The organism is Streptomyces sp. NPDC002476 (assembly GCF_042889785.1).
GTDB lineage: Bacteria > Actinomycetota > Actinomycetes > Streptomycetales > Streptomycetaceae > Streptomyces.
The window spans coordinates 1-26,983 of record NZ_JBIARH010000032.1 but is presented as its reverse complement, the minus strand read 5'-3'; the positions used below and the strand labels follow the sequence as shown (position 1 = coordinate 26,983).

Annotated in this window: 17 protein-coding genes and 2 pseudogenes; 7 read left to right on the top strand and 12 right to left on the bottom strand. The window is 73.3% G+C overall.

The annotated features are described in order from the left end of the window. Nucleotides 1-112: 112 nt before the first annotated feature. Entirely contained in the window at nucleotides 113-2,338 is a 2,226-nt protein-coding gene (gene glgX, locus ACFYXM_RS28305; RefSeq protein WP_389293510.1) for a glycogen debranching protein GlgX, read from the top strand. Between the two features lie 323 nt (nucleotides 2,339-2,661). Continuing rightward, nucleotides 2,662-5,088, top strand: coding sequence for a malto-oligosyltrehalose synthase (gene treY / locus ACFYXM_RS28300; RefSeq protein WP_389293509.1), 2,427 nt, complete (start codon nucleotides 2,662-2,664; stop codon nucleotides 5,086-5,088). A 211-nt stretch (nucleotides 5,089-5,299) separates the two neighbouring features. Here treY and ACFYXM_RS28295 read toward each other — a convergent pair whose 3' ends face one another. Then, nucleotides 5,300-5,869, bottom strand: coding sequence for a DUF1707 and FHA domain-containing protein (locus ACFYXM_RS28295; protein WP_389293507.1), 570 nt, complete (start codon nucleotides 5,867-5,869; stop codon nucleotides 5,300-5,302). 188 nt (nucleotides 5,870-6,057) lie between these two features. On the opposite strand from ACFYXM_RS28295, the gene ACFYXM_RS28290 reads away from it, so the two are divergent. Continuing rightward, entirely contained in the window at nucleotides 6,058-7,026 is a 969-nt protein-coding gene (locus ACFYXM_RS28290; RefSeq protein ID WP_389293506.1) for a GNAT family N-acetyltransferase, read from the top strand. Between the two features lie 287 nt (nucleotides 7,027-7,313). Here the strand turns inward: ACFYXM_RS28290 and ACFYXM_RS28285 are convergent, their stop codons facing one another. Continuing rightward, nucleotides 7,314-8,762 (bottom strand): GH1 family beta-glucosidase, encoded by a 1,449-nt coding sequence (locus tag ACFYXM_RS28285; RefSeq protein ID WP_389293504.1) that lies wholly within the window; start codon nucleotides 8,760-8,762, stop codon nucleotides 7,314-7,316. Between the two features lie 198 nt (nucleotides 8,763-8,960). On the opposite strand from ACFYXM_RS28285, the gene treZ reads away from it, so the two are divergent. Continuing rightward, nucleotides 8,961-10,802 carry a malto-oligosyltrehalose trehalohydrolase gene (gene treZ, locus ACFYXM_RS28280; RefSeq protein ID WP_389293503.1) on the top strand — a complete coding sequence of 614 codons (1,842 nt, stop codon included), beginning with the start codon at nucleotides 8,961-8,963 and terminating at the stop codon, nucleotides 10,800-10,802. A gap of 69 nt (nucleotides 10,803-10,871) precedes the next feature. Here the strand turns inward: treZ and ACFYXM_RS28275 are convergent, their stop codons facing one another. Then, entirely contained in the window at nucleotides 10,872-11,999 is a 1,128-nt protein-coding gene (locus ACFYXM_RS28275) for an aminopeptidase P family protein (protein WP_389293501.1), read from the bottom strand. A 69-nt stretch (nucleotides 12,000-12,068) separates the two neighbouring features. Between ACFYXM_RS28275 and fecE the strand changes: the two are divergent. After that, nucleotides 12,069-12,372, top strand: a pseudogene (fecE, locus tag ACFYXM_RS28270) (Fe(3+) dicitrate ABC transporter ATP-binding protein FecE); the annotation flags it as partial. 51 nt (nucleotides 12,373-12,423) lie between these two features. Here the strand turns inward: fecE and ACFYXM_RS28265 are convergent. Both ACFYXM_RS28265 and ACFYXM_RS28260 read right to left on the bottom strand, forming a co-directional pair. Continuing rightward, entirely contained in the window at nucleotides 12,424-13,083 is a 660-nt protein-coding gene (locus ACFYXM_RS28265) for a response regulator transcription factor (protein WP_073785186.1), read from the bottom strand. Then, a complete protein-coding gene (locus ACFYXM_RS28260; RefSeq protein ID WP_389293499.1) occupies nucleotides 13,071-14,300 on the bottom strand; it encodes a sensor histidine kinase in 1,230 nt (409 codons plus the stop codon). The genes ACFYXM_RS28265 and ACFYXM_RS28260 overlap by 13 nt, the downstream gene beginning before the upstream one ends. Nucleotides 14,301-14,473: 173 nt before the next feature. On the opposite strand from ACFYXM_RS28260, the gene ACFYXM_RS28255 reads away from it, so the two are divergent. Together ACFYXM_RS28255 and ACFYXM_RS28250 are read left to right on the top strand one after the other, a co-directional pair. Then, nucleotides 14,474-15,190: an ABC transporter ATP-binding protein gene (locus ACFYXM_RS28255; RefSeq protein WP_362025040.1), complete on the top strand. Its 717-nt coding sequence runs from the start codon at nucleotides 14,474-14,476 to the stop codon at nucleotides 15,188-15,190. Between the two features lie 317 nt (nucleotides 15,191-15,507). Further along, complete coding sequence (locus ACFYXM_RS28250) at nucleotides 15,508-16,740, top strand: FtsX-like permease family protein (RefSeq protein ID WP_389293497.1); 1,233 nt, start codon at nucleotides 15,508-15,510, stop codon at nucleotides 16,738-16,740. Nucleotides 16,741-16,962: 222 nt separating this feature from the next. Here ACFYXM_RS28250 and ACFYXM_RS28245 read toward each other — a convergent pair whose 3' ends face one another. From ACFYXM_RS28245 to ACFYXM_RS28215, 7 genes and pseudogenes are all read right to left on the bottom strand, one after another. Beyond that, nucleotides 16,963-17,895, bottom strand: coding sequence for a LysR family transcriptional regulator (locus ACFYXM_RS28245; protein WP_389293495.1), 933 nt, complete (start codon nucleotides 17,893-17,895; stop codon nucleotides 16,963-16,965). A 120-nt stretch (nucleotides 17,896-18,015) separates the two neighbouring features. Continuing rightward, a complete protein-coding gene (locus ACFYXM_RS28240) occupies nucleotides 18,016-19,209 on the bottom strand; it encodes a glycine C-acetyltransferase (RefSeq protein WP_389293493.1) in 1,194 nt (397 codons plus the stop codon). 187 nt (nucleotides 19,210-19,396) lie between these two features. Then, entirely contained in the window at nucleotides 19,397-20,425 is a 1,029-nt protein-coding gene (gene tdh / locus ACFYXM_RS28235; protein ID WP_389293491.1) for an L-threonine 3-dehydrogenase, read from the bottom strand. 331 nt (nucleotides 20,426-20,756) lie between these two features. Next, nucleotides 20,757-23,838: pseudogene (locus ACFYXM_RS28230) on the bottom strand (bifunctional serine/threonine-protein kinase/ABC transporter substrate-binding protein). Nucleotides 23,839-23,854: 16 nt separating this feature from the next. Further along, nucleotides 23,855-24,763, bottom strand: coding sequence for a hypothetical protein (locus tag ACFYXM_RS28225; RefSeq protein ID WP_389293489.1), 909 nt, complete (start codon nucleotides 24,761-24,763; stop codon nucleotides 23,855-23,857). Nucleotides 24,764-25,121: 358 nt separating this feature from the next. Continuing rightward, nucleotides 25,122-25,550 carry a TIGR03668 family PPOX class F420-dependent oxidoreductase gene (locus tag ACFYXM_RS28220; RefSeq protein ID WP_389293487.1) on the bottom strand — a complete coding sequence of 143 codons (429 nt, stop codon included), beginning with the start codon at nucleotides 25,548-25,550 and terminating at the stop codon, nucleotides 25,122-25,124. Nucleotides 25,551-25,737: 187 nt separating this feature from the next. Continuing rightward, entirely contained in the window at nucleotides 25,738-26,562 is an 825-nt protein-coding gene (locus ACFYXM_RS28215) for an LLM class F420-dependent oxidoreductase (protein WP_389293486.1), read from the bottom strand. Between the last annotated feature and the right edge of the window lie 421 nt (nucleotides 26,563-26,983).

The following is a 26,983-nucleotide window of genomic DNA, read 5'->3' as shown; positions in this document are numbered from 1 at the left end:
GTTTCGGGGAAGATTCGAGAAGATCGGGAAGATACGGAATATTCATGAGAGACCGTGCTCGAACGACCCATAACCACCAGGCACCCGGATCAGAAGTGGAAGAGTCGAAGCTATGCAGGTCTGGCCGGGACAGGCGTATCCCCTCGGAGCCACGTACGACGGCGCCGGGACCAACTTCGCGGTCTTCTCGGAGGCCGCCCACCGAATCGAGTTGTGCCTGTTGCACGACGACGGTTCCGAGACGGCGGTGGAGCTCAGGGAGACCGACGCCTTCGTCCGCCACGCCTATCTGCCCGGGGTGATGCCCGGACAGCGGTACGGCTTCAGGGTGCACGGGCCGTACGAGCCCGAGCGCGGGGTCCGCTGCAATTCCGCGAAGCTGCTGCTCGATCCGTACGCCAGGGCCGTGGCCGGGCAGGTCCGGTGGGGCGAGGCGGTGTACGGCTATCCGTTCGGCCGGCCCGACGCGCGCAACGACCTCGACTCGGCGCCGCACACCATGACCTCGGTCGTGGTGAACCCGTACTTCGACTGGGGCGACGACCGGCGGCCGCGTACCGACTACCACCGCACGGTGATCTACGAGGCCCATGTGAAGGGCCTGACGATGCTCCATCCGGGGCTCCCGAAGGAGCTGCGCGGGACGTACGCGGGACTGGCGCATCCGGAGGTGATCGCCCATCTGACCGAACTCGGCGTCACCGCGATCGAACTGATGCCCATTCACCAGTTCGTCCAGGACCACCGCTTGGTGGACGCGGGGCTGGCCAACTACTGGGGCTACAACACGATCGGGTTCTTCGCCCCGCACAACGACTACGCGTCCTGGGGCGACCGCGGCGAGCAGGTGCTGGAGTTCAAGCAGGCGGTGCGGGCGCTGCACCAGGCGGGCATCGAGGTGATCCTCGACGTGGTCTACAACCACACCGCCGAGGGCAACCACCTGGGGCCGACGCTCTCCTTCCGGGGCCTGGACAACGCCTCGTACTACCGGCTCGCGGACGACCAGCGGTACTACATGGACACCACGGGGACGGGGAACTCCCTGCTGATGCGGTCGCCGCACGTGCTCCAGCTGATCATGGACTCGCTGCGGTACTGGGTCACGGAGATGCACGTCGACGGCTTCCGGTTCGATCTGGCGGCCACGCTGGCCCGGCAGTTCCACGAGGTGGACCGGCTGTCGTCGTTCTTCGACCTGGTGCAGCAGGATCCGGTGGTCAGCCAGGTGAAGCTGATCGCCGAGCCGTGGGACGTGGGCGAGGGCGGCTACCAGGTCGGCAACTTCCCGCCGCTGTGGACCGAGTGGAACGGCAAGTACCGGGACACCGTGCGGGACCTGTGGCGGGGCGAGCCGCGGACGCTCGCCGAGTTCGCCGGGCGGCTGACGGGCTCGTCCGATCTGTACCAGGACGACGGGAGGCGCCCGCTCGCCTCGATCAACTTCGCCACCTGCCACGACGGGTTCACGCTGCACGACCTGGTCGCGTACAACGACAAGCACAACGAGGCCAACGGCGAGGGCAACCGGGACGGCGAGAGCTACAACCGGTCCTGGAACTGCGGGGTGGAGGGCGAGGCGGAGGACCCGGAGGTCCTGGAGCTCCGGATGCGGCAGATGCGGAACTTCGTCGCCACGCTGATGGTGTCCCAGGGCGTGCCGATGCTGAGCCACGGCGACGAGTTCGGGCGCACCCAGCGCGGCAACAACAACGCGTACTGCCAGGACAACGAGTTGTCGTGGGTGCACTGGCCGGACCCGGCCGACGCCGCGCGGAGCGGACCGCAGGGCGGCGTCATGGACGGCGAGTCCGGGGCGGAGGACGGCGAGGGGGAGGACGGTGCGGGGGAGGACGGTGCGGGCGAGGCGGACGGTCTGGGCAGCAGCCTGCTGGAGTTCACCCGGGCGATGGTCTGGCTCCGCCGCGACCATCCGGTCTTCCGCCGCCGCCGGTTCTTCCACGGCCGTCCGGTCGAGGGCACGCACGACGAGCTGTCGGACATCGCGTGGTTCACGCCCGGGGGCCGGGAGATGACGCAGCGGGACTGGCAGGCGGCGCACGCCAAGGCGCTGACGGTCTTCCTCAACGGCCACGCGATCTCGGAGCCGGGGCCGCGCGGCGAGCGGATCTCCGACGACTCCTTCCTGCTGATGTTCAACGCGAGCGCCGAGACCCTCGAGTTCCGTGTGCCGGTGCATCACGGGCGGCAGTGGATGGTGGTCGTCGACACGGCGCGCCCGGCCGGGGTCCTGCCGGGCTGCGGGCCGAAGGTGTCGGCAGGCGAACGGGTGACGCTGGTCGGGCGGAGCATGGCGGTGCTCCAGCGCCCGGCCTAAGGGCTGTCCCGCAATCCCCGGCGGGCGCGCGGCTGCCCGGTGCGGACGTCTCGCATGCCCGCGCGTAGGTGCGCGGCGGGACGCGGGGACGTGGGGCGCGAGGGTGTCCGGCGTACGCGCGGGGCGTGAACGGTGTCCGGCGTACGCGCGGCGCCGGGCGTGAGCGGTGTCCGCACGCGGCATGCACGCCCGGCGCGGGCATCGGGCGCGGGTTCCAGGCGTGCACGCCCCGGCGCATCGCGGGGCGGGCCGCGACACCGCCGGTCGGGCCCTTTGCGGCGTTCCGTGACACAGGGGCGCGCGGGCCGGGTACGTAACGGCGCATGACGCCCACCGCCACCTACCGGCTCCAGCTCCAGCCCGACTTCCCGTTCCCGGCCGCCGAGGACGCCGTGCCCTACCTCGCCGCACTCGGGGTCTCGCATCTGCATCTCTCCCCGGTCCTGGAGGCCGTGCCGGGCTCCCGGCACGGCTACGACGTGGTCGACCACGGGCGGGTGCGCGCCGAGCTCGGCGGCGAGGAGGGGCTGCGGCGGCTGGCCCGTACGGCCCGGGAACACGGCCTCGGGCTGGTCGTGGACATCGTGCCGAACCACATGGCGGCCGTGCCGCGCCTCAACCGCCCGCTGTGGGAGGTGCTGCGCGAGGGCGCCGCGTCACCGTACGCGCGCTGGTTCGACATCGACTGGGAGGCGGGCGGCGGCAGGGTGCTGCTGCCGGTGCTCGGCGAGCGGATCGGCGACGAGCTGGACGCGTTGCGGGTCGAGGGGGAGGTGCTCCGCCACGGCGAGCAGGAGTTCCCGCTCCGGGCCGGCACCGCGCACCTGCCGCTGCCGGAACTGCTGGACGCCCAGCACTACCGGCTCTGCTGGTGGCGGCTGGCCCGTACCGAACTGAACTACCGCCGGTTCTTCACCGTCTCCGGTCTCATCGGGGTACGCGTCGAGGACCCGGAGATCTTCGACGCCACCCACGGCAAGATTCTCGAACTGGTCCGGGACGGGGTGATCGACGGGCTGCGCGTCGACCACCCGGACGGGCTCGCCGATCCCGGGGCGTATCTGGAGCGACTCGCGGCCGCGGCCGACGGGCGGTGGACGGTCGTGGAGAAGATCCTCACCGGTGACGAGCCGCTCCCCGCCGACTGGCCCGTCGCGGGTACGACCGGGTACGACGCGCTGCATCGGATCGACGGCCTCTTCGTCGACCCGATGGGGGCCGCGGAACTGATCGGACGTTACCGGGAACACGCGGGACCGGCCATGGACCGCGGCGGGTCGTGGAAGGCGACCGTCCGGCGCGCCGCGCACGAGGTCGTGACGCATGAGCTGGCCGCCGAGACCGGCCTGCTCACCAGGCTCGCCGCACGCGTCTGCGCCGAGGACCCCGTGCTGCGCGACCACGCGCCGTGGGCCCTGCACACCGCCGTTCGCGAGCTGCTGGTGCGTATGCCGGTCTACCGCGCGTATGTGACGGCGGGCGGTCCGTGCCCGAGGCCGGCCTCCGCGGTGGGCCCGGGGGCTCCCCCGGACGTGGAGCCCGGGACGCCCCCGGAGACGCTGCCGGACGTGGTCGTACGCGACGCGAAGGCTGCGTTCGCCGTGCCGGAGGAGGCGTCGGCGGTGGACGTGGTGCGGGACCTGGCGCTGGGACGGCTGGGCGGGGGGCCCGACCGGGCCGCGTTCTGCGCCCGGTTCGCGCAGACCGCGTCGGCGCTGCGTGCCAAGTCGGTCGAGGACACGGCGTTCTACCGGTACGTCCCGCTGCTCTCGGCGAACGAGGTGGGCGGTGACCCCGGGCGGCCGGCCGTGACGCCGGACGAGTTCCACGCGTTCTGTGCCCGGCTGGCCCGGGACCGGCCCGCCACGGGCACGGTCCTGACCACGCACGACACCAAGCGGAGCGCCGATGTACGGGCCCGCGTCGCGGTGCTGACGGAGTGCCCGGAGCAGTGGTCCTGGCTGGTGGTGGAGCTGGCGCGGACGACTCCCGCGACCGCGCCCGACGAGCAGTTCGCCTGGCAGGCGTGGCAGACGGCCGCGGGCTGCGCGCGACTGCCGGCCGGGGAGGCGGCGGGACGGCTGGAACCGGCACTGCTGAAGGCGGTGCGCGAGGCGGGGCTGTCCACCACGTGGACCGAGCGCGATCCGGGGTACGAGCGGGCAGTGACGGACTTCGTCGCGGCCGGACCGGCGGCGGACGGCGGTCGGGTGCGCGAGACGCTGGACCGGTTCACGGCCACGCTCGCCCCGTACGCGCGGGCCAATGTGCTCGGCGCGGCGCTGGTGCACCTGACGATGCCGGGAGTGCCGGACCTGTACCAGGGCACGGAACGTGAGTACGTGGCGCTCGTCGACCCGGACAACCGGCGGCCCTTCCGCCTACCGCCCGAGGACGGCCCCTGCGAGGAGAAGGCGGAACTCACGTCGGTGGTGCTGCGGCTGCGGCGCGAGCGGCCCGGGGTGTTCGGGGAGTCCGGTACGTACGTCCCGCTGAGCGCGCGCGGTCCGGCGGCCGCGCACTGTCTGGCGTTCAGCCGCTCGGGAGGGGTGGTCACGGCGGTGACCCGGCTGTCGCTGCGGCTGGCCGAGTCGGGCGGCTGGCACGACACGGAGCTGGTGCTCCCGGACGACGGGCCGTGGACCGATCTGCTGACGCCGGGCCGGAAGTTCACCGGGCCCTCGGTCGCGGTCGCCGAGCTGTTCGCCGAACGGCCGGTGGCGCTGCTCGCCCGGGCCGGGACCGGCTGAGGGCCGTCCGGCGGAACCCGTGGTCGTTCCCTTGTCCCGCGCAAGGCTCCGGCCGGGCACGCGAGCCCCTGTGGGCCCGGGAACAAGGGACCCGGTCGCCCGTCAGGACCCAGTAGGCCACCGACCGCCGCAGCGCGGTCCCGATCACCTCGGTGACCGGATCGCGGACCGGATCGCGGACCGGGCGCGCGCCGGGCGGCGGGGCTCGCCGTCAGGCGGGAGGTTCGGGGACGGGCGCGGTGAGCCGGAAACTCATTCCCCCGAAGCTCACCTGGTCCCCCTCGCGGACCGGGACCACTCCGACGACGCGCTGCCCGTTGACGCAGGTGCCGTTGGTCGAGCCGAGATCGCGGAGCATCCAGCGGCCGTCCCGCGTGGTGAGTTCGGCATGGAGCCGGGAGACGGACTCGTGGCTGAGCCGCAGTCCGTTGCCGGGATCGCGACCGATCAGCAGGGGGTACGGACCGGGGACGGGAAGCAGGAGCCTCGGCAGCCGTTCGGTCCGCCAGACCCGGCGCACCCGGCCGGGGAAGCCGGACACCCCGCCCACGACCTTCAGCACCCGCCGCGACCAGCGCCCCTCGCTCCCCGCCAGGTCGGCGGTGAGGGCGGACAGTTCGTCCGGGCTCCGGGCGACGAGAGCCAGTTCCATGCGGCGCATGAACGTGTCGTGCGACAGCTTTCCCTGTGCGGCGCCGTCTCTGAGCACGCCGATCACACGGTCGCGCTGGGCGTCCGACGGCCGCGCGGGGTACGTGTGGGACTCAAAGGGGGACGTCACGCGCCCAATTGTCGGCCCGACCGCCCCGGAGTGTCCAGAAGAACCCCGGCCCGCACGGGCGCGCTCCCGTCCGGGCCGCGCGCCGCCGCGAAAACCGCGAGCAGTGCCGGGGAGCGGTTGCTACCGTCTCCCGTCTCGCGCCGCCCGTGGTCCCCCGGGCTGCCTTCCCCAGCCGTCGAGGAGACCTCGTGCCCCCAGCTTCACCGGAAACGACATCACAGGAACTGACCATCCGTCCGCTGACCGGCGCGGACGAACTCGGGCTCTTTCTCCGTCTGTCCTACCTCCTCGACGACGAGCTCGCCGAGGACCTGGAGAGCGGGCGCCGGCGTCCCGGGTGGATGTGGGTGGCGCTGCGCGGCGAGCACGTGGTGGCCCGGATCGCCTGGTGGAGCCGGGACGGGGACGCCCCTCTGCTCCTCGACGTCTTCGACCTGGACGACGCCCTGCCACGGCCCGAACGCGAGGAGGCGGGCCTGCGGCTGCTGGAGACGGCGACGGCGGCGGTCGTACCGGCCGGCGCGCAACGCCCCGAGTACGGCCGCTACGTGCCACCGGACTGGCGCGAGGACCCGGCCACCCGTGAGAGCGTCGAGGCGCGGATCCGGGTGATGGAGCGCTCCGGGGCGCGGATGCTGGTGGAGCGGCTGCGCCTGGAGTGGCGCGCCGGTACGCCGGTGCCGCCGGACGACGGACGGCTGCGGTTCCGCCCGGTGGAAGGCCGGGGAGATCTGCTCGCGCTGATGACGGCGGTGATGGAGGGCACCCTGGACGCCCACGGCCGGGCCGATCTGGCGTCCGGGCTCAGCGCCCGGGAGGCGGCCGAGAAGCACTACGACGAGGAGTTGGCCCGGTACGCCACCCCGCGCGAGTGGTGGCGCATCGCCGAACTGCCGGGCGGCGAGCCGGTCGGGTTCGTGATCCCGGCGCGCAACGACTACAACCCGATCATCGCGTACATCGGCGTCCTTCCCGCCCGGCGCGGCCACGGGTACGTGGACGGCATCCTCGCCGAGGGAACCCGGCTGCTGGCCGCGCAGGACGGAGTGGACCGGATCCGGGCCGCGACCGATCTCGGCAACGCCCCGATGGCCGCGTCCTTCGCCCGCCTCGGCTATGCGGACTTCGGGCGCTCCTTCGACATGGTCTGGGACTGAGCGCCCCGGCGGGCGAGTTCCGCCGACCGCCCCAGGCGCAGGCGCTGTTCGGCGGGGATCGTCGCGTCCTCGCCGCGCGGCCCCACGCCGAGCAGCAGCCGGCACGGAGGCGGGCGTCCCGTGCACGGAGATCCCCGGTCGGGCCCGGGACCACCACGAAGCGACCAGGGCGCGAAGTATTGATCACGCACGGGGCGGTTCGTAAGACCGACCGTCACATGGGGGGTGGGAGAAGGAGCGGGCGGCCGTGAAGGGACGGCTGTGAGGGACCCGGGCGCGGGACGCCGTCAGGCGCCCCCGGCCGCCGCGTGTCCGTTCTTCTGGGCGTGGATCAGGTCGCGGTACCAGGCGTAGGAGTCCTTGGGGGTGCGGCGCAGCGTCTCGTAGTCGATGTGCACCAGTCCGAAGCGCTTGCTGGCTCCCTCGATCCACTCGACGTTGTCGGTCAGCGACCAGGTGAAGTAGCCGCGGACGTCGACGCCCGCGCCGATCGCGGCGTGCAGGGCCTTCAGATGTCCTTCGAGGTAGGCGATCCGGCGGGTGTCGCGGGCGGGTTCGTCGACGGCGCAGCCGTTCTCGGTGATGTAGAGCGGCGGGAGGCGGTCGCCGAAGCGGGCGTGCAGTTGCACGAGGGTCTCGCGCAGTCCGTCGGGGACGACGGGCCAGCCGAAGTCGGTCTTCTCGTAACCCTCTATCTCCCGGATGCCGAAGGGGAGTTCGGCGGGCATCTCGAAGCCGGAGAAGGAGTCGAGGGCCTGTGCGTCGGGGGCGCCGACGAGGGTGGGGTTGTAGTAGTTGACGCCGTACCAGTCGAGCGGGGTGGAGATGGTCGCGAGGTCGTCCGCGACCGGACCGGGCATCAGCGCGGCGAAGTTCTCGTCGGGGTAGCGGCCGGTGAGGATGGGGTCGGCGAACAGCCAGTTGGTGATCGTGTCGTACAGCTCCGCCCCGGAGCGGTCCTCGTCGCGGTCGCCCGCGGGCCAGACGGGGGTGTGCGAGACGGCGACGCCGATGTTGTCGGCGCCCGCGCCGCGCAGCGCGCGCACGGCCAGTCCGTGGGCGAGGAGCTGGTGGTGGGCGGCGGGCAGGGCGTCGAAGAGGAGGGTGTGGCCCGGTGCGTGCCGGCCGAGGGCGTAGCCGAGCAGGGTCACCTCGGCAGGTTCGTTGATGGTGATCCACATCGGTACGCGGTCGGCGAGGCGTTCGGCGACGATGCCCGCGTACTCCGCGAAGCGGTAGGCGGTGTCCCGGTTGAGCCAGCCGCCCGCCTCGTCCAGCGGCAGCGGGGTGTCCCAGTGGTAGAGGGTGGGGGCGGGGGTGATGCCGTGGGCGCACAGTTCGTCGACGAGGCGGTCGTAGAAGTCGAGGCCCTGCGGATTGACGGCGCCGCTGCCCCCGGGCACCACGCGCGGCCAGCTGATGGAGAACCGGAAGGCGTCGGCGCCGAGCCCGGCCAGGAGGGCGACGTCCTCGCGGTAGTGCTGGTGGAATCCGGTGCCGCGACCGACGTCGGTGCCGTCCTTGATGCGTCCGGGCTGGGCGGCGAAGGCGTCCCAGCCGGAGGGCCCCTTGCCGTCGGTGTCGGCCGCCCCCTCCGTCTGGAACGCGGATGCGGATGCCCCCCAGAGGAAACCGGGCGGGAACACGGGCACGGCGGACGCGGCCGCGGTCGTCGCGGACCCGCTCGTCCCGGACCCGTTCGGCGCCGGCGCGGCGGGCACTGGTGCGTTCGGCATCGGCACATTCGACCGCGGCACGTTCATGTCGGCCTCCACAGCCGTAAGAGGGAGTGCGTATTGAGCGAAAGCGGGCAGGGCAATGATCAGGACCAGACCTTAATCGCCAGTAACGGGCTCGATCCAGTGTCGTGAGCCAGCCGTCGCGGCTGCTGCCGACGACGGGGCACGGGTGCGCGAGAAGACGAGGAGCGTTGCATGCTGTTCGAGGTATGGGCACCGGACGCGGACGCGGTCGACCTGTGGCTGGCGGGCGCGCGACGGGCGATGGCGCGCGACGACGGGCGGGCCGGCTGGTGGACGGTGGAGGCCGAGGCGTCCGACGGGGACCGTTACGGATTCGTCCTGAACGGGGGCGCGGACGGGGAACGGAACGGGGACGGGGACCGAGGCGCGGGCGGGGACCGAAGTGGTGGCGGGGGCGAGGCCGATCGGGTACGTGTGCTGCCCGACCCCCGTTCGCGCCGCCAGCCGGACGGGCCGGACGGGCCGAGCGCCGTCGTCGACCACTCGGCGTACGCCTGGCGCAACGCATGGGCGGGGCGGGGGCTGCCGGGCGCCGTCCTGTACGAGCTGCACATCGGTACGTTCACGCCGGAGGGCACCTTCGACGCCGCGGCGGCCCGGCTCGGCCATCTCACCGCACTGGGCGTCACCCATGTGTCGCTGATGCCGGTGTGCCCCTTCCCCGGCACCCGCGGCTGGGGGTACGACGGGGTGGCGCCGTGGGCCGTGCACGAGCCGTACGGCGGCCCGTCGGGCCTGAAGCGCTTCGTCGACACGGCGCACGGACTGGGGCTCGCGGTGGTCCTGGACGTGGTGCACAACCACCTCGGCCCGTCGGGCAACCACCTCCCGGCCTTCGGCCCGTACTTCACCGACACCCATCACACCCCGTGGGGCGCGGCGGTCAACCTCGACGCCCCCGGCTCGGACGAGGTGCGGGCCTATCTGCTGGGCAGCGCGCTCGCCTGGCTGCGGGACTACCGGCTCGACGGGCTGCGGCTGGACGCGGTCCACGCGCTGGCCGACTCCCGGGCGCTGACCTTTCTGGAGGAGCTGTCCGCGGCGGCCGACGCGCTCTCCGCCGAGCTGGGCCGCCCGCTCCCGCTGATCGCCGAGTCCGACCGCTGCGATCCCCGGACGACCACACCGCGCGAGGCCGGCGGCATCGGGCTGCACGCCCAGTGGAACGACGACTTCCACCACGCCCTGCACACCGCGCTGACCGGCGAGTCCCAGGGGTACTACGCGGACTTCGCCGCCGCCCCGCTGGCCGCCGTCGCCAAGACGGTGACCAGCGGGTTCTTCCACAACGGTACGTACTCCGCCTTCCGCGGCCGGACCCACGGCCGACCGGTCGACACCGCCCGCACCCCGGCCCACCGATTCGTCGGCTACGCCCAGACCCACGACCAGATCGGCAACCGGGCACGGGGCGACCGGCTCGCCGCCACGCTCTCCCCCGGCCTGCTGGCCTGCGCCGCCGCGCTCGTGCTGACCGGCCCCTTCACCCCGATGCTGTTCATGGGCGAGGAATGGGGCACCCGCTCCCCCTGGCAGTACTTCACCGACCACACGGATCCGGTCCTGGCCGAAGCGGTCCGCACCGGCAGGCGACGCGAGTTCGCGTCGCACGGCTGGGCCGCCGACGACGTCCCCGACCCGCAGGACCCGGCCACCCGTGACCGCTCCTGCCTGGACTGGAGCGAACCGGACCGGGAGCCGCACGCCCGCCTGCTGGCCTGGTACCGGCGGCTGATCGCGCTGCGCCGCACGCTGCCCGACCTCGCCGACCCCGATCTGGCGTCGGTGCGCACCGCCTTCGACGAGCACGCGCGCTGGCTGGCGTACCGGCGGGGCGATCTGCGCATCGCCGTCAACCTCGACGGCGGACCGGCCACGATCCCGCTGGGCGACGGGCGGCGCGGGGGCGGCTTCGGCCGGGTGGTGGCGGCGTGGGAGCCCGTCGAGGCGCCGGGGAGCGACGGGCTGCTGCACTTGCCGCCGGAGTCGTGCGCGCTGCTGGCCGACGACTGAGACACGACCTTGCCTTCCGCCGCGGTGGGCGCCCCGACCGCGGCGGAAGGCCTGCCCGGAACGGCCCGGCTACTCGACGATCGCCAGTTCGCGCGCCGTGTTGTTGAGGCGTCGGCCGCCGTCCTCGGTCACGGTCACGATGTCCTCGATCCGTACACCGAACCGCCCCGGCAGATAGATGCCCGGCTCCACCGAGAAGCACATCCCGGGCACCAGCGGCCGTTCCTCGCCCTCGATCATGTACGGCGGCTCGTGGGTGGTGACGCCGATGCCGTGGCCGGTGCGGTGGATGAAGCGCTCGCCGTAGCCGAACTCGGTGATGACGGCGCGGGCCGCCCGGTCGATCTCCTGGCAGGCGACCCCCGGCCGGACCGCGGCGCAACCCGCCTCCTGCGCCTGCCGCACGATGTCGTGGACCCGCTGCTCCTCGGCGGTGGGTTCGCCGACGTGGACCGTGCGGGAGGTGTCGGAGCCGTAACCGTGCTTCAGACCACCGAAGTCGAGCACCACCATGTCGCCCTGCTCGATGGTGCGGTCGCCCGCCTCGTGGTGCGGGTTGGCGCCGTTCGGGCCGGAGCCGACGACGGTGAAGTCGACCTGGGAGTGCCCGAACCGCTTGAGCAGGTCGGACAGTTCGGCGGCGATATCGGTCTCCTTGCGCCCCGAGAACCGCACTTTGAGGATCTCCTCGTAGGTGGCGTCGGCGGCGGCCCCGGCCGCCGCGAGCCGCTCCAGCTCGGGGGCGTCCTTGACCGCGCGGAGCATCGGCAGGGCCTCGGTGAGGGAGATGTACGAGGTGTCCGGGAGCGCGCGCCGCAGCCCGAGCAGATGCATGGCCCAGGCGTTGTCGCTGATCCCGTACCGCCCCCGGTCCCGGAGGAGCGGGGCGGCGATGGCGTACGGGTCCTTGCCGTCGGTCCAGTCCCTCAGGGTGAGGGCCGGTCCTCCGACGGCCTCCGCCGCGTCGGGGGCCTCCAGGGTCGGGACGACGAGGACGGGGTCCTGACCGGGTGTGAGGACGAGGAGCGTGAGGCGTTCGGTGCTCACGGGCTGATAGCCGGTGAGGTGGACGAGGTCGGGGCCGGGGGCGACCAGCACCCCCGCGAGCCCCGCCTCGGCGGCGGCGTCGGCCGCGCGCGCCATCCGTGCCCGGTAGTCGTCGGCGGTGAAGGGCACGGGCTGGTTCGGGCTGGGCATGCGGACCTCCTGGCAGGCGCGGGACGTCAAGACGAGACATGACACGGTGTACGGCATCATGCCCGTAACGACCTGGGGCACGCGGTCGAGGTCCTCGAACTGGTCAGGGAGGTGGCGGCGGCCGGCCGCGCCGTCGTGATGGTGCTGCACGAACTGGCGGGCGCCGCCCGGTACGCGGACATCATCGTGGCCATGAACGGGGGCCGGATCGTCGCCCGGGGCACGGCCCGTGACGTGGTGGACGCCGCCCTCGTCCGGGAGTTGTACGGGGTCGAGGCGGACATCATGGACGCGCCTGGCGACGGCGCCCCCCGTCGTGGTGCCCACGGCACGCGCGTCCCGCGCACCGTGGACCGCGCCCGTCGGCCGGTAGGGGGCGCCCACGCCGCCGCCCCGTGCGGCGCGGTCCGGTTCCGGACCGGAATCAGCGCGCGCCCTTGCCCTCCAGGTAGGCCAGCACCGCGAGCACCCGCCGGTGCACCGTGCCGTCGTCCGGTTCCAGCCCGAGCTTGAGGAAGATCGACCCGATGTGCTTGCTCACGGCGCGTTCGGTCACCACCAGTTCGTCGGCGATGGTGCCGTTCGCCTTGCCCTGTGCCATCAGTTCCAGCACCTGGCGCTCGCGCGGGGTGAGGTTCTGCAGGGGCTCGGCCGACGACTTGCGGGTCAGCAACTGCGTCACCACCTCGGGATCGAGCGCCGTACCCCCGCCCGCGACCCGTTCGAGCGCCTGGAGGAACTGGTCGACCCGGCCCACCCGGTCCTTCAGCAGGTAGCCGATGCCCTGGGCGCCCCGGGCGAGCAGTTCGGCGGCGTACGTCTCCTCGACGTACTGCGAAAGGACCAGGATCGGCAGGTCCGGCAGCCGGTCGCGGGCGGCGAGCGCGGCGCGCAGGCCCTCGTCCCGGAAGGTGGGCGGGAGCCGCACGTCGAGCACGGCGGCGTCCGGGCGGTGCTCCAGCAGGGCGGGCAGCACCTCGGGCCCGGCCGCCGCGGCCGCCACCACCTCGTGGCCCGAGCTGGTGAGCAGCAGGATCAGGCCCTCCCGCAGCAGCGCGTTGTCCTCCGCGATCACGATCCGCACGGCAGCTCCACTTCGATCTCCGTAGGCCCTCCGGTGGGGCTGCTGACGCGGGTGGTGCCGTCGAGGGCGGCGATCCGCCGTCTGATGCCGACCAGCCCGCTGCCGGCGCCTTCGTCCGCGCCGCCACGACCATCGTCTCCGACGACCACGCGCAGGATGCCGGGGGGCCGGTCGATCCGCACGGTCGCGGCCGTGGCGCCGCTGTGCTTGCCGATGTTGGTGAGGGCCTCGGCGACCACGAAGTACGCAGCGGCCTCGATCGCGGCCAAAAGCCGCCGCCCGTCGTCCACACCGTCCACGTCCGTGGTGACGGGCACGCCGACGCCGGCGGCCAACGCCCGTACCGCGCCCGCGAGTCCGCGGTCCGTCAGGACCGGCGGGTGGATGCCGCGCACCACGTGCCGCAGCTCCGCCAGCGCCTCCTCCGCCCCGTCCTGGGCCTCGTCGAGGCGCCTGCGCGCGGCGTCCGGATCACGGTCGAGGAGCTGTTTGGCTAGGCCGATACGCATCGACAGGGCGACGATCCTGGCCTGGGCGCCGTCGTGCAGGTCCCGTTCGATGCGGCGCAGTTCGGCGCCGTGCGCCTCGACCGCCCCGGCCCGGCTCTCGGTCAGCTGATCGATCCGGCCGGCGAGGACGGCGGACGGCGAGGGGATGAGCAGGGACCGGGTCCAGCTCGCCGACAGGTCGGCGAGGACACCGTGCCAGCGCAGGGCCCAGCCGTGCCGCACCGGCGGCGGCGTGCCGTACTCGTCGGCCCTCCACCGGTCCAGCAGATGCTGGACCGGCAGCACGACCCCGTCGACGAAGAGCCCGACCGGCCACAGCACCATCGCGAGACATCCGAGGCCGTTCCCCGCGAGCGCGTGGAACGGCATCCAGCGCGCTCCGCGCCAGACCATCGGATCGGTGAGGACACGGCGCACGCGTTCGGAGAGTTCCCCGCCGTCCGGGGCGGGCCAGGGGGCCGGGGCGTAGGGGACGCCGAGCCGTTCGGCAGCCCTGCGGCGCTCGAACTCCGCCAGCAGGCGCAGCGGCTTCACGGCCTCGGGCAGGGCGGGCAGCCCGATGAGCACCGCCGCGAACAACAGGACGGCCACCACCAGGAAGGTGCCCACATAGCAGACCAGGGCCGTCCCCATGCCGATGAGCAGGTGGCGCGAGGCGTCCCAGGAGCGCCGGACGGCGATCGCCAGTGGGGTGGGGGTGGTGCTCATGCCGCACCACGTTACGGGGCGTCCCCCGTCGCCGGAGTGGTGGTCTCCCCCGGGCTCCCGGTGTAGCGGACCGAACCCCGGTCCGGGTGTGCGCGCCCTCGCTCCCCGATCCCGGCGCTCCTAGCGTCTACGCAGGTCAGCCAAGGAATGGAAGAGGAACGGTGGGTTCGAGGGTGGACACGGTCACAACGGTCACGGGGGTACGGGCGACCGCGCTCGCTCTGGAGTCGGTGACCCGGCGCCATGGGCCGCGCGGCGGCCGGGGGACGCTCGCGCTCGACGCGGTGAGCTGCACGGTCCCGGCCGGGAGCTTCACCGCGGTGGTGGGGCCCTCGGGGTCGGGGAAGAGCACGTTCCTGCAGTGCGCGGCGGGCCTGGACCGCCCGACCTCGGGGACGGTACGGGTCGGGGGGACCGATCTCGGCTCGTTGTCCGAGGCCGCGCTCACCCGGCTGCGCCGGGACCGGATCGGGTTCGTGTTCCAGTCGCACGCCCTGAATCTGGTGCCCTCGCTGACCATCGAGGAGAACGTGGTGCTGCCGCTGGTGCTGGCGGGCGCCGGCCCGACGGACGAGCGGGTGCTGGCCCGCGGCCGTGATCTGCTGGCCCGGGTCGGCCTGGCGGGCCGGGGCGGGCAGGCCCCTGCGACGCTCTCGGGCGGCCAGCAGCAGAGGGTCGCGGTGGCGCGGGCGCTGGTGACCGCACCCGAGGTGATCTTCGCGGACGAGCCGACGGCCTCTCTGGACCCGGAGTCGGCGGGCCTGGTGCTCGGGCTGTTGCGGGACGCGGTCCGGGCCGACGGCCGCACGGTCGTCATGGTCACCCATGATCCGGCGGCGGCGAGCCGGGCGGACACCGTACTGACGATGGACGGCGGCCGGCTGCGATGACTCCGTACGCACAACGGCGGAACACGGACGCGGAAACGAGCACGGGCACGGGACCGGGCACAGGCGCGGGCGCGAGCACGAAGACGGACACGGGCGCGAGCACAGGGACCGGCGCGGGCACGGGAACAGACACGGTATCGGGCACGGTGACCGCTGCTGGTTCCGGTGCCGAGGCCGCCCGGACCGGGAGCGTGCCCGGCTCGGGGACCGGGTCCGGGTCCGGTCCCGGGAACAAGGACATGCGTTCAGGGGCGCGGCGGGCCTCGGCGTTCCTCGCCCGGCGCTCGCTGAGGGCCCATCGCGGTGCCTGAGCCGCGGTGTTCGGGGCGACGGCGGCCGCGGCCGCGCTGATCGGCGCGGTGGCGCTGCTGGGGCCGTGGATCGCCCGGGTGGCGCTGCGGGTGCTCGGCGGGCCGGTACGGTGGCTGGGCGGGGTCTGCGGATTTCTGGCCGCCAGGTCGGCGGGCGCGCACCATCGGCGCCTCGGCGCGGCGATCACCCCGATCGTGCTGGTCGTCGCGTTCGTCTGCGTACAACTCTCGGCGGCCTCGACGCTGGAGCGGGCCGCCGGCCGGCAGGCCGCCGCCGCGCTGCGGGCGGACCTGGTGGTGACGGGTCCGGCCGCCGGACTGCCGGAGAGCGCGGTCCGTGCGGTGCGGGAGGCCCCGGGGGTGGCGGCCGCGACCGGCGTACTGCGCTCCGGAGTCGTCCTCGCCCGTCGTGAGCTGGGCGATCCGGTGCTGGAGCGGATCCCCGTGCTGGGGGTGACGGCGGGCGGGCTGCCCGGCACGCTCGATCCGCGCGTCGCCTCGGGCGACCTCGCGGATCTCACCGGCCGGGGCACGGTCGCGGTCGGCCGGGACCGGGCCGCCGATCTGGGCATCGGCACCGGCGACACAGTGGCGCTCCGCCTCGGCGACGGCACGCGGGCACGCCTCCGCGTGGTGGCACTGTACGAACGGTCCGTGGGGCTCGGTGAGTTCATGCTGCCGAGCGAGGCCCTGGCCGGTCACGTCGAGTCCCCGCGCGCGCCACGGATCCTGGTCCGCACTGCGGACGGCGGTACCGACTCGGCCGCCGCGGTACGACGCGCGCTCGCCCCGTACGCGGGTGTACGGGTCCGGGCCGCGACGGCGGACGACGTACGGATCGCTCCGGCGTCCTCGGACCGGGACGACGCCCTGGTGGTCATCGGGGTCGGGGTGATCGGCGGCTTCGCCCTGCTCGCGGTGATCAGCACGCTGTCCCTGATCACGGTGGGGCGCGCCCCGGAGTTCCGCCTGCTGCGGATGGTCGGCGCGGGTCGCCGCCAGGTGCGGCGGGCTCTGGTCCTGGAGACGGGTCTGGTGGCGGTGGCCGGCCTGGCGATCGGCACGCTGGTCGCGGCGGTGCCGCTGGTGGCCTTCGCGGTGTCGACGACCGGTTCGCTGCCGTACCTGTCCCCGGCCCGTTACGGGGCACTGGCCCTGGCCGTGGTGGCGGCGGCCGCACTCGGCACGATGCGTCCGGGCGGAGCCGGGATACGCCGCCTCGGGAGACGGGCCGGCTGAGAGCCTGTCGGGTGACCTTCGATCGGAGAGCGGACACGGCGTGGTGCGTGCGATTCCAAGGCGCCGGGATGGCCTCGTAGTGGGGCTACGAGGCCATCCCGGCAACGCCGGAGGGGGTCCCCCCTGGCCCTTAAGGCCTTGGGGGAGTGCGTGCCAGGGCGTGGCCGCCCGGTCAGAGGTCGCCCGACAGGCTCTGAGGCGGTGTGCCCGGCCGCCCGCGCGTCACGGCGACGCGGGCAGCGGCAGCGCCGCCTCCCGTTCCGCCGCCGCGGCCAGCGCGTCCAGCACCGGTGCGATCAGCGGGTGTCCCTCCGCCCCGTGCCGTACCGCGGCGAAGACGCGGCGGGTGGGCGCGCTGCCCCGTACGGGCCGTACCACCACGCCCGTCAGCTCCATGCCGCGCAGCGCCGAGCGGGGCACCAGCGCCACACCGGCGCCCGCGCCGGCCAGTGCGACGACGGCGCGGAAGTCGTCCGAGGAGTGCTCCATCCTCGGCTGGAACCCGGCGAACTCGCAGGAAAGGACCACCACGTCGTGGCACGGGTTGCCGGGGTACGGGCCGATCCACGGGTCCTTCTCCAGGTCGGCGATCGCCACCGCTTCCTGTCCGGCCAGCCGATGGTCCACCGGCAGCACCGCGTCGAAGGGTTCCGAGTAGAGCGGGACCCGGGTCAGCCGCCGGTCGTCCTCGCCCGGCGCGCCCCGGTACTCGACGGCGACCGCCACGTCCACCTGACGGTCCAGCACCATCGGCACGCTCGCGTCGCCCTCGGCGTCCTGGACGCGGACCCGGATGCCGGGTGCGGTGCGGGCCAGTCCGGCGATCGCGGGGGCGAGAACCAGGCCGATGCCGGTGGCGAACGCGGCGACCGTGACCGTACCGGCGTCCCCCGCGCTGTAGGCGGCCAGTTCCGCCTCGGCCCGCTCCAGCTGGGCCAGCACCGCGTTGGCATGGGTCAGCAGGATGTCCCCGGCGGGGGTGAGCCGGGCGCCGCGCGCATGGCGTTCGACGAGGCGGTGCCCGGTCTCCTGCTCCAGCGCGGCCAGTTGCTGGGAGACCGCGGAGGGCGTGAGGTAGAGCGCGGCGGCCGCGGCGGTCACCGTGCGGTGGTCCGCCACCGCACGGAGAATGCGCAGCCGCCGTGCATCGATCATGTTCCTCATTGTCCCAGGTCACGAAGAAGGTCCTGACTCCGGGAGAGCAAGGTCCTGTACTCCGGGAGAAGCAAGGTCCTGACTCCGGGGGAGGAAGTTCCCGGCTCCGGGAGGCGTGGGCTACTCCCCCAGCGCCGCCCGCGCGTCGACGAACGCGTCCACGGCGCGGTTCACGTCCTCGGTGGAGTGCGCGGCGGAGAGCTGGACCCGGATGCGGGCGGCGCCCTGCGGGACGACCGGGTACGAGAACCCGATCACGTACACCCCGCGCTCCAGGAGCAGTTCCGCCATCCGGCCCGCCTTCGCCGCGTCCCCGATCATGACGGGGGCGATGGCATGGTCGCCGGGCAGGACGTCGAAGCCCTCCTCGGTCATCCGGGTACGGAAGAGCTTGGTGTTGGCGGTGAGCCGTTCACGCAGGTCGTCGGCGCCCTCCAGCAGGTCGAGGACCTTGAGCGAGGCCGCCGCGATGACCGGGGCGAGGGAGTTGGAGAAGAGGTACGGGCGCGAGCGCTGGCGCAGCAGGGCGACGATCTCGGCGCGGGCCGCGACGTAGCCGCCGGACGCGCCGCCGAGGGCCTTGCCGAGGGTGCCGGTGATGATGTCGACGCGGTCCATCACGTCGTGCAGCTCGGGGGTGCCCCGGCCGCCGGGGCCGACGAAGCCGACGGCGTGCGAGTCGTCGACCATGACCATGGCGTCGTGGCGCTCGGCCAGGTCGCAGATCTCGCGCAGTGGGGCGACGTACCCGTCCATGGAGAAGACGCCGTCGGTGACGACGAGGCGGCGCCGGGCCCCGGACGCCTCCTTGAGCTGGGCCTCCAGGTCGGCCATGTCGCGGTTGGCGTAGCGGAAGCGCCGGGCCTTGGACAGCCGGATGCCGTCGATGATGGAGGCGTGGTTGAGGGCGTCGGAGATGACCGCGTCCTCCGGGCCGAGGAGGGTCTCGAAGACGCCGCCGTTGGCGTCGAAGCAGGAGGAGTAGAGGATCGTGTCCTCCTGGCCGAGGAACGCGGAGAGCCGTCGCTCCAGCTCCTTGTGGACCTCCTGGGTGCCGCAGATGAAGCGGACCGAGGCCATGCCGTAGCCCCAGCGGTCCAGGGCCTCGTGGGCGGCGGCGACGACGTCGGGGTGGTCGGCGAGGCCGAGGTAGTTGTTGGCGCAGAAGTTGAGCACCTCGCCGGGACGGCCGCCCGAGGTGACGGCGACGCTCGCGGACTGCGGGGTGCCGATCACGCGCTCGGGCTTGTGGAGTCCGGCGGCCTGGATCTCGTCGAGGGTGGTGCGCAGGTCGTCGCGTACGGAGTCGAACATGAGGGGTGTCTCCCAGCTGGTCGCGAGGGTTCGCCGTGTACGGGCGTGGGGTGTTGGGCGTCGGGTGCAGGACGGTCGGGCGCGGCTTCGGGCGGGCCGCAAGCTCCTGCGGGCGGGCCCCGGGTTTCGGCGGGCGGGTCCTGAGCTTCGGCCGGCGGTCGGTGGCTTCGAGGACGGCGGTGGCGGGTCAGGAAGTCCAGTCGAGGATGACCTTGCCGCCCCGGCCGCTCGCCGCGTCGTCGAAGGCCGCCTCGAAGTCCCGGTACCCGTACCGTCCGGTGATCACGGGGGCGAGGTCGAGGCCGCCCTCCAGCAGCACGGACATGGCGTACCAGGTCTCGTACATCTCACGGCCGTAGATCCCCTTGATGGTGATCATGGAGGTGACGACGTGGGCCCAGTCGACGGGGAACTCCTCGGACGGCAGTCCGAGCATGGCGATCCGGCCGCCGTGCGTCATGTTCGCGATCATGTCGCGCATCGCCTCGGGCCGCCCGGACATCTCCAGACCGATGTCGAAGCCCTCGCGCAGGCCGAGCCGTCGCTGCCCGTCCGCGATGGTCTCCTCGGCGACGTTCAGGGCGAGGCTGACGCCGACCTTCCGCGCCAGCTCCAGACGGGCCTCGCTGACATCGGTGATGACGACGTTGCGGGCGCCCGCGTGCCTGGCGACGGCGGCGGCCATGATGCCGATCGGCCCGGCGCCGGTGATCAGCACGTCCTCGCCGACCAGCGGGAACGACAGCGCGGTGTGCACGGCGTTGCCGAACGGGTCGAAGATCGCGGCCACGTCCAGGTCCACGGGGACCCGGTGCACCCAGACGTTGGACGCGGGCAGGGCGACGTACTCCGCGAACGCCCCGTCCCGGCCGACGCCGAGCCCGACGGTCGAGCGGCACAGGTGACGGCGTCCGGCCAGGCAGTTGCGGCACTTCCCGCACACCAGGTGGCCCTCGCCGCTGACCGTGTCACCGACCTCGATGTCGACGACGTCGGCGCCGGTCTTGGCGACCTCGCCGACGAACTCGTGCCCGAGGACGAGCGGGGTGCGGACGGCCTGCTGGGCCCAGCCGTCGTAGTTCCGGATGTGCAGGTCGGTGCCGCAGATGCCGGTGCGGAGCACCTTGATCAGTACGTCCGAGGGACCGATCTCCGGCTCCGGCACGTCCATCAGCCAGAGTCCGGGCTCGGCCTTCTGCTTCACGAGTGCCTTCACGGCGGTGGCTCCCTGCGCTGTACGACGTCGAGTGCCCCGGACCGGCGCATTCGTGGGGGAATCCGCGGGCCCGGGGACGTAGATGAGGGACGGCATGGCAGCGTGTCGATCGGCTGCCGCGCACCATCCTGCGCCGTCCCGGGGAAAATCTGCCGCACCCCGCGCCCGGGGTCCATCGAGGATTTCTTAAGCGCGCCCGCAGCTCCGCTTCATGCCCCGCTCTACGGCCCGGGAACGAGCCCGCCGCGCCCGGAGCCCGTGCCCCGTCGGTCCCGCCGATCCCACCGCCCCCGCCGCACACGTTCCATGCGTTCCATACGTCTCACGCGCTTCACACGTCTTCGTACGGCCCCAGGAAGCGCGCCCGCCCGCCGTCGATCCGGTAGAGGAACATCCCCGTCTCGTACGTCACCTGACGGTTGGCCCGGAAGGACAGCGTCCGGGTGATGCCCGGGTGGCGGGTGAGGAACAGCCGCTGTACGACGCCGCCGCGTTCCGCGTCCTGCGCGCTCATGGCCCGGACCGCCCGGGCGATCAGCCCCACCGCGTCGTACGCCTCGGCGGCCCAGCGGGCCGGGGCGGACCCGAACCGTCTCCGGTACGCGGCGGTGAACGCCTTCGCGGCGGGGAGCCCGGACGGGTCGGTGTACGCCTCCGCGAACACCCATCCCTCGGCCGCTCTCCCCGCGTCCCGGAGGAAGGCGGGCGCCAGGACCGGTCCGACGGACATGCCGGTCCCGGTGAATCCGGCGTCGGCCAGGGCGAGGGCGCAGCGGGCGCCCCGGACGGGTGACGATCCGGCGTAGACGACGGCGTCCGCTCCCGCCGCGACCGCCGCGCGGGCGGCCGGGGCGAAGGAGGCGGAGTCCGCCGCCACCGGGCGCACGGTCACCTCGGTCTCCCGGAACGGGGTGTCCTGGAAGTGGTTCGCGACCGACCAGCCGGCCTGGGGATCGGCGCGGTCCTCGACGACGACCAGACGTTGCACCCGGCGGACGGCCGCGTAGCGGATCAGGGCGTTCGGCAGTACGTCGTCGAAGTTCCGTGTCACGCAAAGGGACTTGGTACCCGACAATTGCGCGGTGGTGGACCGTGCCGCGACGACGACCTGGGCGAGGCGTGCCCTTTCGTAGCGGCTGACGATGGCGTTCTCGGCGATGTCCCCGGTGGGGCCGATGACCGCGAGCACCTTCGGATCGGCGGCCAGCCGGTCGGCGACGCGAAGGGCGCGGGCCGCGTCCCCGCCGTCGTCCTCGATGCGCAGGGAGAGCCGGAATCCGGCAGCTGCGGCGCGGGCGTTGTGGCCGGCGACGGCGATCCGGATGCCGCGCTCGTGTGCCAGGCCGACCGCTCTGCCCGGGCCGGTCAGGTCCGCGTGCAGACCGACCGTGTGCGTGGGGAGTGTGCGTGCGGCGGTTTCCCCGCCCCGCTGTCGGCCCATCACCCGGACCGCGGTTCCGCCGCCCGCCAGGAGGACGGCGGCGGCTGCCGCGGCGGTGAGGAAGCGTCGCCGCGCGGGGCGGGGCGGACCCGGGTCGCGGCCCGGGCCGGGATCGGTCACGGCCGTGGGCGGTTCGGGGGTGGGAAGGGCGAGGGCGGCGCTCGCGCGTTCGGCGATCAGGGCGGACAGCCCGGGCGGCGCCCAGGAGCACTCGGCCGTGTGCATGGCCATCCGCGGCCCCTTGAAGGACGTGGCGGCGAGGGCGCGCGCCATGTGGACGGCTCCGGCCGCGTCACCCGCGTAGAAGAAGGCGTCGCTGGCGTGCGCGAGCATGTCCGCGACCACGGGCGCGAAGTCCCGTGTCCCGGTCGGCACCACTCTCGGATACGCCGTCCCGGTGGTGAGCACACCGGCGTTCATCTGGGTGGCGTAGCCCGCCTGGTAGGCGGCCTGGCCACCGGACCGGTCGAGCAGCACCCCGAGCCGTTCGACGTCGGGCCGGAGCAGCAGCCGCCTGATGATCGGCACGGACAGCGCGGCATCGAACGGGGCGGCCTGGAAGAAGGACTTCCGGGACCTGGCGGCGTAGGCGATCAGCAACGACGAAACGGTGACGACCGGCAGCATCGCCTCGTCGTACGCGCCGAGGACGGCCTCGGTGGCGGGGTCGCCGGTCGGACCGATGACGGCGAGCACGTCGCGGTCGCGGGCGAACCGCTCGGCGACCCGCACGGCCCTGCTCGCCTCCCCCCCGGTCGTCGAGCGCCTTCACCCGAAGCGTGAACGGTGTGTTCCCGCGGGAGTTGAACCGTTCCACGGCAAGGCGCACGCCTCGCTCCTGCGCCCGCCCGTCGGCGCTCCTGGGGCCGGACAGATCGGCCTGTACGCCGATGGTCCAGGCCGGTCCGTCCGTGCCGGCCGCACCGGGGTCGTGCGAGCCGCCGCCCAGCCACTCCCGGACGGCGAACGCGCCGCCGCCCGCCGCGACCACGGCTCCGGCGCCCGCCAGCAGGAGAAGCCTCCGTCGCCCCGGCGCGGGTGCGGCCGCCGTGGGTTCCTCGGCGACCGTGGCGTCGATGTCGGGCAGTGCGAGCACCGCGGTGGACCGGACGGCGATCAGCCGTACGACGTCCTCGGGCAGCCAGTCGATGGAGCCGTCGGGCGCGTCCTCGACGATCAGCTCGTCGAGCCGGGCGGCCTCGGGCCGCGCCGCGGGGTCCTTGGCCAGCAGCGCGCCGAGCAGTGCGCGCAGTTCCGGTTCGTCGATCCCGTCGAGGTCGGGTTCGTCGTGGACGGTGCGGTAGAGCAGGGCCTCGACGGCACCGCTGCCGAACGGGGGCCGCCCGGTCGCCGCGTACGCCAGGAGGCACCCCAGCGAGAACATGTCGCTCGCGGGTCCGGCGGCCGTGCCGCCCCCGGTGGCCTGCTCCGGGGAGAGGAAGCCGGGGGTGCCCACCACCAGGTCCGTCGCGGTCAGCGCCGTGGCGTCGACGGCACGCGCGATGCCGAAGTCGATCAGGCGCGGTCCGTCGGCCGTCAGCAGGACGTTGCCCGGTTTGACGTCGCGGTGGACGAGTCCGGCCGCGTGCACGGCGGCCAGCGCGCGGGAGAGCAGCCGCCCGAGCACCCGGACGCTCCGCGCGGGCAGCGGTCCGCACCGGGCCACCGCCTCCGACAGCGCGGGGCCCGCCACGAACTCCGTGGCCAGCCAGGGACGTTCGCCCCCGGTGTCGGCATCGGTGACCGCCACCGCCCAGGGGCTGTCCACCCGGCGGGCGGCCTCCGCCTCACGGCGGAAGCGGGCCCGGAAGTCGTCGTCCTCGGCGTACTCGGGCAGGATCACCTTGATCGCGGCGAGCGCCCCGGAGTCCGCGCGGCCGAGGTAGACCACCCCCATCCCGCCCGCACCCAGTCGCCCCAGCAACCGGTGCCCGCCGATCCAAGACGGGTCCGAAGCCGTCAACGCGTCCATCAGCCGTCCGCCTTCCTCAACCCTGCTTCTTCACGGCGGATTCGAGCCGCACCTCCATCGCGCCCAGGGCCGGGGACATGAAGTCGCCGATGTCGTCCGCGGACCACCCCTTGGCCCCCTTGCCCGTCACCGCCACGGTGAACTGCAGAATCTGCGCCTGGTCCCACAGATACGGATGGGGGCCGCCGAGCGCGGTGCTCCGGTACTCGCCCATCTCCATCAGCGCGTCCTCGGAGGTGTCCTGGGTGGCCTCCCCCCGCGCCAATGGGCCAGCGACCATGGAGCCGATCTGCTCGCCCTTCCGCAACTGTTGTGTCGGGCAGCGCATCGTCTCCTCGACGGACTCGGCCATCTCCCACCGGGCGTCCTCCCGTGTCCGGTGCACGGTCACGACCGCGGCCAGCCGCAGCGGCCCCTTCCCCCGGGCGGCGGGCACCTCGAAGGAGCGGGTGAGGGTGGCGAGGACGCCGGGCGCGGGCTTCTCCTGGCGCCAGACGCAGTCGGCCCCGAGCACGGGCCAGGTGTCGGGGCCGCTCTCGTACGGGCTGCGCCGCACCACTCCGGGCCCGAAGCTCTCGGGGTCCGCGATGACGCGCCGGATGAGGTCGAGCGCGGCGCCACGCGTGGCCGGCAGCCGGGCCGGGTCCGCGTCGATGGTCGGGGATGCCCCCGCACCGCCCACCGTTCCCGCACCCTCGGCCGTTCCCGCATCACCGACCGTTCCCGCATCGTCGACCATTCCCGCATCGTCGGCCGTTCCCGCATCGTCGGCCGGGGACGTTGCGGCACCATCGGCCGGGCGGGCGCTCGTCGCTGCTGCGTCGGCATTCTCCCCGCCACCGGAGCACGCCGCCAGCAGCACCAGCAGCGGGGCCGCCACCAGGACTCCGTACCTGGCCTTCGCCCCGGAACCGGACCATGACACGACAGGACACCTCCGTCCCCCGGAATCGTCTCCCCCGGCACCGTCTCCCCACGGCACCGCGTCGATGCTACGGCCACGCGTCCGGCCCGAAGGACTCAGGCCGGGATTGTTTCCACATCAAGACACTTGATTCACAAGCGAGTTGTGAGCATCTCACCGAACGAGTGCACCCGACACCCCCGCACCGAGAGCACCGCGCACCGGCCACCGCGCTCCAGTCCCCGGGCACGGTCGCACCGGTCGGGCTCCGAGCACGTGAAACACGCTGCCGCGAACGAACGTCGTCCGATGAGCGCCCTCGACACGGCGGGGGCGATAAGCGGGTGCGGTGAGGGAGCGGCTGTCGGGTGCTGTCCTGTCACGCCGCGCGCCAACCGCTCCAGCGCATGACCGCGACCTCGATGACGGGCCCCTCCGGTGGCCGGTCCGCGTATTGGGGGTACTTCGCCACGAGCACCCCGACGCGCCGGGCCGCCTCGTCGGACCGGTCCGGCCGCGGAAGCACACGGGCTTCCCCGTCGGCCCGGACCCACCACAGGCGTTCCCAGTCGTCCTCGTAATGGTCGACGAGGAGGCAGACCGGCGGATTGGCCCTGATGTTCGCCAGGCGTTTCAACCGCGTCGTCCGCTTCGGCTTGTGGTCCACGGCCAGCACCACCACATCGCCGTCCAGGGCGAACACCACCGGCACCAGATGCGGGCGGGCCGACGCGTCGGCCGTCGCCAGGCGGGCGACACGCGCCGCGGCGAACAGCTCCCGTGCCTCGGCGCTCGTCAGAGCGGGCATCGCACCCCTTCCAGCGGTCACGGCACGCGCGCAGAGCAGTCAGGGCACACGCGGTATCTGGGCACGGCACGGACGAACGACACGCGAGCCCAGCGCACACGGCACCCGAACACAGCACGCACAACATGTGCGGACAGCACGCGCAACGCGGGACAGCACTCACGCAACGCGGGCGCAGCCCCGTTCCTCAGCTGTACCGCGCGACGAGCCCGGCCAGCCGGTCCAGGTGCTCCAGAGTCTCCCGTTCGGGCATCGTCGGCACGTAGAACAACAGCCGCTCGACCCCCAGACGGCCGTACCCCTCGACCTGCTCGGGGTCGTCGGGCACGCCGTACACCGCCACCGGCACCTCCCGGTCGGCGAGGTCCCGCAGCCGCTCGATCTGCGGACCGAGCTTCTCGGGCGACTCGCCGAGGGCCAGCCAGGCGTCTCCGAACCGCGCCACCCGACGGAACGCACCCTCGCCGCCACCGACGTAGATCGGCGGATGAGGGCGCTGCACGGGCTTGGGCCAGCAGAAGACCGGGTCGAAGTTCACGAACTCACCGTGGAATTCGGCCTGTTCCTCGGTCCACAGGTCCCGCATGGCATGCAGCCGCTCATCGGTGAGTCGACCGCGGGTGGTGGGATCGGTGCCGTGGTTCCTCATCTCCTCGCGGTTCCAGCCGATGCCGACGCCGAGGATCACCCGGCCGCCGGAGACCAGGTCGAGCGAGGCCACTTCCTTGGCCGTGATGATCGGGTCGCGCTGCGGGATCAGTGCGATGCCGGTACCCAGCAGCAGCCGTTCGGTCACCACCCCGGCGGCGGTGAGGGCGACGAAGGGGTCGAGGGTCCGGTAGTAGATGTCCGGCAGCTCTCCCCCGCCGGGATAGGGCGTCTCGCGTCTCACCGGGATGTGGCTGTGTTCGGCGATGAACAGCGAATCGAACGAGCGCTCCTCAAGGGCGGTCCCGAGCGAGGTGGGGCTGATGCCCTGGTCGGTGATGAAGGTCGATACCCCGAATTTCACGGCGGCTCCTCGAAGGGGTCGGGTACGGGACGGGCGCGGGAAGGGACGGACGACCCACCGCTCTCCTGCCTACCCGCCCCGGCCCGTCCCGCCCCCACGACCACCCGGGAGAACCATCACCGGCCGCTGGACCGGCTCAAGGTGATCTCGCCGCTGGCCACCGGAGCCGCCCTGCCCGCCCTTGTCCCTGCTCTCCCCGCGCATCGGCGAGTGGGGCTCCCGGGTGGCCCCGGGCCGAAGTGGCACAGCGCCGAGGTGGCGCACAGCCGGGACGCGCAGGGGCATGCCGGGCCGCGCCGGGGCCGGAGCGTCTGCCACGGCGGGCGCTACCGGGTTTATTCGCAGTGCACCGGGCTTCATCCCGGTGGTGAAGCGAATCTGAGAACTGCTCTGAGCTCAGCTGTGTGCACGGGTCTGCACT